This is a genomic window from Ferruginibacter sp. (assembly GCF_031430955.1).
Taxonomy (GTDB): domain Bacteria; phylum Bacteroidota; class Bacteroidia; order Chitinophagales; family Chitinophagaceae; genus Ferruginibacter.
Map to the genome: position 1 here is coordinate 1 of NZ_JANPCM010000401.1, position 4,197 is coordinate 4,197.

At 36.4% G+C, this 4,197-nt stretch carries 6 protein-coding genes; 4 read left to right on the top strand and 2 right to left on the bottom strand.

The window, feature by feature from the left end; genetic code table 11:
* Nucleotides 1-89 precede the first annotated feature (89 nt).
* Complete coding sequence (locus tag ACY65O_RS11280) at nucleotides 90-548, bottom strand: TspO/MBR family protein (protein WP_462220960.1); 459 nt, start codon at nucleotides 546-548, stop codon at nucleotides 90-92.
* Nucleotides 549-592: 44 nt separating this feature from the next.
* Entirely contained in the window at nucleotides 593-1,687 is a 1,095-nt protein-coding gene (locus ACY65O_RS11285) for a DUF3810 domain-containing protein (protein WP_462220961.1), read from the bottom strand.
* 180 nt (nucleotides 1,688-1,867) lie between these two features.
* On the opposite strand from ACY65O_RS11285, the gene ACY65O_RS11290 reads away from it, so the two are divergent.
* From ACY65O_RS11290 to ACY65O_RS11305, 4 genes are all read left to right on the top strand, one after another.
* A complete protein-coding gene (locus tag ACY65O_RS11290) occupies nucleotides 1,868-2,425 on the top strand; it encodes a YceD family protein (protein ID WP_462220962.1) in 558 nt (185 codons plus the stop codon).
* Between the two features lie 95 nt (nucleotides 2,426-2,520).
* A complete protein-coding gene (gene rpmF, locus ACY65O_RS11295; protein ID WP_430989508.1) occupies nucleotides 2,521-2,715 on the top strand; it encodes a 50S ribosomal protein L32 in 195 nt (64 codons plus the stop codon).
* 149 nt (nucleotides 2,716-2,864) lie between these two features.
* Nucleotides 2,865-3,806: a phosphate acyltransferase PlsX gene (gene plsX, locus ACY65O_RS11300; RefSeq protein ID WP_462220963.1), complete on the top strand. Its 942-nt coding sequence runs from the start codon at nucleotides 2,865-2,867 to the stop codon at nucleotides 3,804-3,806.
* Nucleotides 3,807-4,003: 197 nt separating this feature from the next.
* Nucleotides 4,004-4,197: DUF2383 domain-containing protein (locus tag ACY65O_RS11305; RefSeq protein WP_462220964.1), on the top strand; the 194-nt coding region annotated here is incomplete at its 3' end.

Sequence of the window (4,197 nt, forward strand, 5' to 3'; positions counted from 1 at the left end):
ATTGAAGTAAAGTACAACGAAAAGAAAAATGCAAAATACAGCGGGCAAATTAATAAACCAGTAGAAAGTATGATGTGGAAGAATAGTTTTTAATTCAACTTCCAAATAAAATAATTTAATACCGAAGCAAAACTTACCCAACAAATATAAGGTACCAAAAGCCAGGCTGCTGCTGATGAAATTTTTCCAAACCACATAATGGTTAGTAAGATCATTAACCACATGGCAATAATTTCTGCAAAGGCCCATCCGGGTTGCTGCATTTTAAAAAATATAAGCGACCAAAAAAAGTTTAGTGTTAATTGTACTGCAAATAAAACGATAGCTGTTTGCTTAACTGTTTTATCTGCGTCGCTTTTCCAAACTAAAAACAATGCAATGCCCATCATGATATAAAGGGTTGTCCAAACCGGTGCAAAAATCCAGTTGGGTGGATTAAACCATGGTTTATTAGCAACAGCATACCAGCCATCTACACCGGAAGCTGTAAAAAAACCTGCAGTACCGCCAACTAAAAGCGGAATAAGTATTGATATAAATAATTTCATCTCATTTACAACAGTATAAATAAAAATAAGTTTAACAGGAGGGATTAAATTGTACCAAATTTTTTGTAATAAGCAATTAAAAAACCTGTAACATCATCGTAAGATTGCATGCCTTTTGGCTGGTTATTATTTTTAAGATAAAAGCCATAGCCTTTTCTTACCAGTGGCCCAAAGGGATTACGATGCTTTTGGAAAAAATCCCTCATTTCTTTTATGTCGGCTTTTACTTCGGGTATCAGCAGCAATGAAAATTGTTTAGGGGTGATAGTATCTTTTCGAATAAAAGATTGAATAAACAACTGCCTGCTGGTATAATTGTACAGATCAAAATAAGTGGAATATAATAAAAGGCTGTCGCCGGAATTTAGTGCCGCTAAATATCCTACGCTATTAGCTTCATCTTCTTTTGCATAACCTAACTGATGAGCAACTTCGTGGCAGGTAACAAAGGGTTGTAAAAATTTTGGTACCGTTGTGTTAACCTGTGCTTCGCCGGTAAATGGATTGTAATAACCTGTAAAGCCTGTGTAATTACCCAACCATCCCCACATAGAAGATTTTACAGAAACATGGTTGTAATTTAAAAAATAAAATTGTTGTTTTGATTTAGCATAAGCATTTTCTACTTTTTTAAACAACTGTGCATTTGAAGGATAATTAATGTTATTATTAATTAAATATTTTTTAGAAGCATTCAGTTTTTCAATAAGCAAAGTTGTAACTTCTTTAAGGTCGTCAAAACTAACAGAATCTTTTTTTAAATTCAATTGCATGGCAATGCCCTGCCGGTTGTAATTAATACCCCAAAAAATATTGAACGTAACATAAATGGTTAAAACGATCAGCACCATTTTTTTTAACCCGTTTAAAAAACTTTGTGCTGTTACCTTTTTTTTAATAACTGCTTTAATGCCTTTTATCAATTTTATAATAATCCAAAGCACTGCTCCTCCGTATAAAAAATCGCCAATGCTAAAAGGCAGCCAGCCAAAAATTATCCGGAAAAATGAGGCAATTGCAGGGTAAAATTCCATGACATAATTATGTTCTACCCGGTAAGCATTGGCGCTGTACACTTTAATAAAAATGGTCAATACCATCAAAATAACCAGGGTTATCCAAAATTTTTTTCTGCTCATACAGCGTTAAAATTAGTTTTTCGCCAACATATTTAAAGAATTAGCTCCAATTTTACAGGAGTTTTCTGGTAAAAGCTGTATTAAAGGGCTTAAACATAGAATTTTGAGTAATAAATCTCTAATCGACTATCAAAAATCATAAATTTTACCCTACCTTTGCCGTCCTTTAAACCATCCGTAATGGCTAATAAACGGGCATTTGAGATAGCTTTTGTGGGATTGAAACCCGGGATTCATGAGTTTGATTACGAAGTGGATGATAAGTTCTTTGCTGAAAAAGGAGTTACAGATTTTACCAACTGCAACGCCAACATCAAACTTAGTTTAGATAAAAAAAGCAGCTTTATGCTGCTGAAGTTTGAAATTGGTGGTAAAGCTAATGTTACCTGCGACCGTTGCGGAAACGCACTGCCAATGGACATTTGGGACGAATTTAATATGCTGGTAAAACTGGTAGAAAACCCCGGGGAGATGAACGGACAGGAAGAAGACCCCGACGTTTTTTACATTTCCAAAACAGAAAGCCATATTGATGTGGGCAACTGGATATACGAATTTGTGCTGCTGAGTTTTCCTATACAAAAAACCTGCAGCGAAGAAGAAAAGGGTGGGCCGCTTTGTAACAAAGAAGTGCTGGAAAAACTGAGGTTGATGGAAGTAAAGCAGCAGGAAGAAAACAGTAACCAGATATGGAAAGGATTAGAACAGTTTAAAGTAAAGAAGAGAAAAAGTAATTAGTAATTGGGAATTTGGAATTAGTTCAATTGCCTCAAACAGCAAAACGAACAACGGCCAACCACCTGCAATCAACATAAAAATAAAAATTATACATCATGCCAAATCCAAAAAGGCGCCATAGTCAGCAACGCAGTGCAAAAAGAAGAACGCATTACAAAGCGGTAGAAACTACTTTAAGTGTTGATAAAACAACCGGCGAAACACATGTACGCCACCGTGCCCATGTAAGTGAAGGAAAATTATTTTATAAAGGAAAGTTAGTAGCCGAAAAAGCGCCGCTAAAAGCCTAATTATATTTTCAACTTTGCATTCTAAACTCTACATTCGTTTACGGATTTGGTGTTTAGAATTTTTATTTAAAGGAACCTATTGTTTTTCTGCAAGGTCATAAGTACAATCGTGGCTTGTAAAAGAACACCTTACCATAAAAGCAATTGAAATGAATATAGCACTTGATATGATGGGAGGCGACTTTGCGCCACTGGAAGCTGTAAAAGGAGTTGCAGAATTTTTAGCCGCTGATGCTGCCGGTGTTAGCCTTACATTAATTGGCGACGAAGCTCAAATTAAAACACATATCGCTGCACATCCCATTGATGCAGATAAATATACCATCGTTCATACCAGCCAGGTAATTGAAATGAACGAACATCCCACTAAAGCTTTAAAAGAAAAAAAAGATTCTTCCATTGCCATAGGTTTTCAATTGCTGGCAACAGGTAAAACAGATGCCTTCATAAGTGCTGGTAATACCGGTGCAATGATGGTGGGATCACTGTTCAGCATTAAAGCTATTGAAGGTGTATTGCGGCCTACTATTGGCGCCTACATACCACGTGAGGATGGCAGCTTGGGTTTATTGGTTGATGTTGGATTGAATGCCGATTGCAAACCCGAAAATCTAAACCAGTTTGCAGTGCTGGGTTCTTTATTTGCACAGCATATTTTAAATTTTGCCAACCCTAAAGTCGGCTTGGTAAATTTGGGTGAAGAAGAAGGAAAGGGCAATCTTTTAGCACAAGCCACTTATCCATTATTAAAAAAAAACAAACAACTGAATTTTATTGGCAATATTGAAGGGCGGGATATTTTGCTCAACAAAGCCGATGTATTGGTTTGTGAAGGCTTTACCGGAAACGTAGTGCTGAAATTAGCAGAAAGCATTTACGATATTGTACAGCGCCGCAACATACACGACGAACATTTTGACCGTTTTAATTTTGAACAATACGGCGGCGTACCTGTTTTAGGTGTTGCCAAACCTGTAATTATTGGCCACGGCATCTCCCACGCCACGGCATTTAAAAATATGATACGCATTGCACAGCGCATGATTGAAACTGATTTGCTGGCAAAGATGAAGGACAGTTTTATTGCGTAGTAACACGCCTTGCGGCGTGTTCTTTTTGAATCCGCCAAAGGCGAATTCTTACAAACCACCCATTCAATTCCTGCAAATTATCCCATTTCCTACTCACACCATCTATTTTATGGGCATCATTTTCCACAAAATTTTAGCAGCACAGCTATAAAAAATAGTGGCATGTTTTTTTATGTCTTTTATTAAAATTAAAAGATATGAACAACAACGAAAAACTTACCGAAACATTGAATGATCTTATTAAGATTAATAATGACAGAGTTACAGGATACCAAAAAGCAGCAGACGAAACCAATACTGCAGATATTGACTTAAGGGCCATCTTTTTAAAAATGGCAAACGAAAGCCGTAACTACGTAAAAGAGCTGAGTGATAAAATTATTCAGCTTGG

Coding starts and splice junctions, on each gene's coding strand:
- ACY65O_RS11280 (WP_462220960.1), bottom strand. CDS start 548: ATGAAATTATTTATATCAATACTTATTCCGCTTTTAGTTGGCGGTACT.
- ACY65O_RS11285 (WP_462220961.1), bottom strand. CDS start 1,687: ATGAGCAGAAAAAAATTTTGGATAACCCTGGTTATTTTGATGGTATTG.
- ACY65O_RS11290 (WP_462220962.1), top strand. CDS start 1,868: ATGGCTAATAAACGGGCATTTGAGATAGCTTTTGTGGGATTGAAACCC.
- rpmF (WP_430989508.1), top strand. CDS start 2,521: ATGCCAAATCCAAAAAGGCGCCATAGTCAGCAACGCAGTGCAAAAAGA.
- plsX (WP_462220963.1), top strand. CDS start 2,865: ATGAATATAGCACTTGATATGATGGGAGGCGACTTTGCGCCACTGGAA.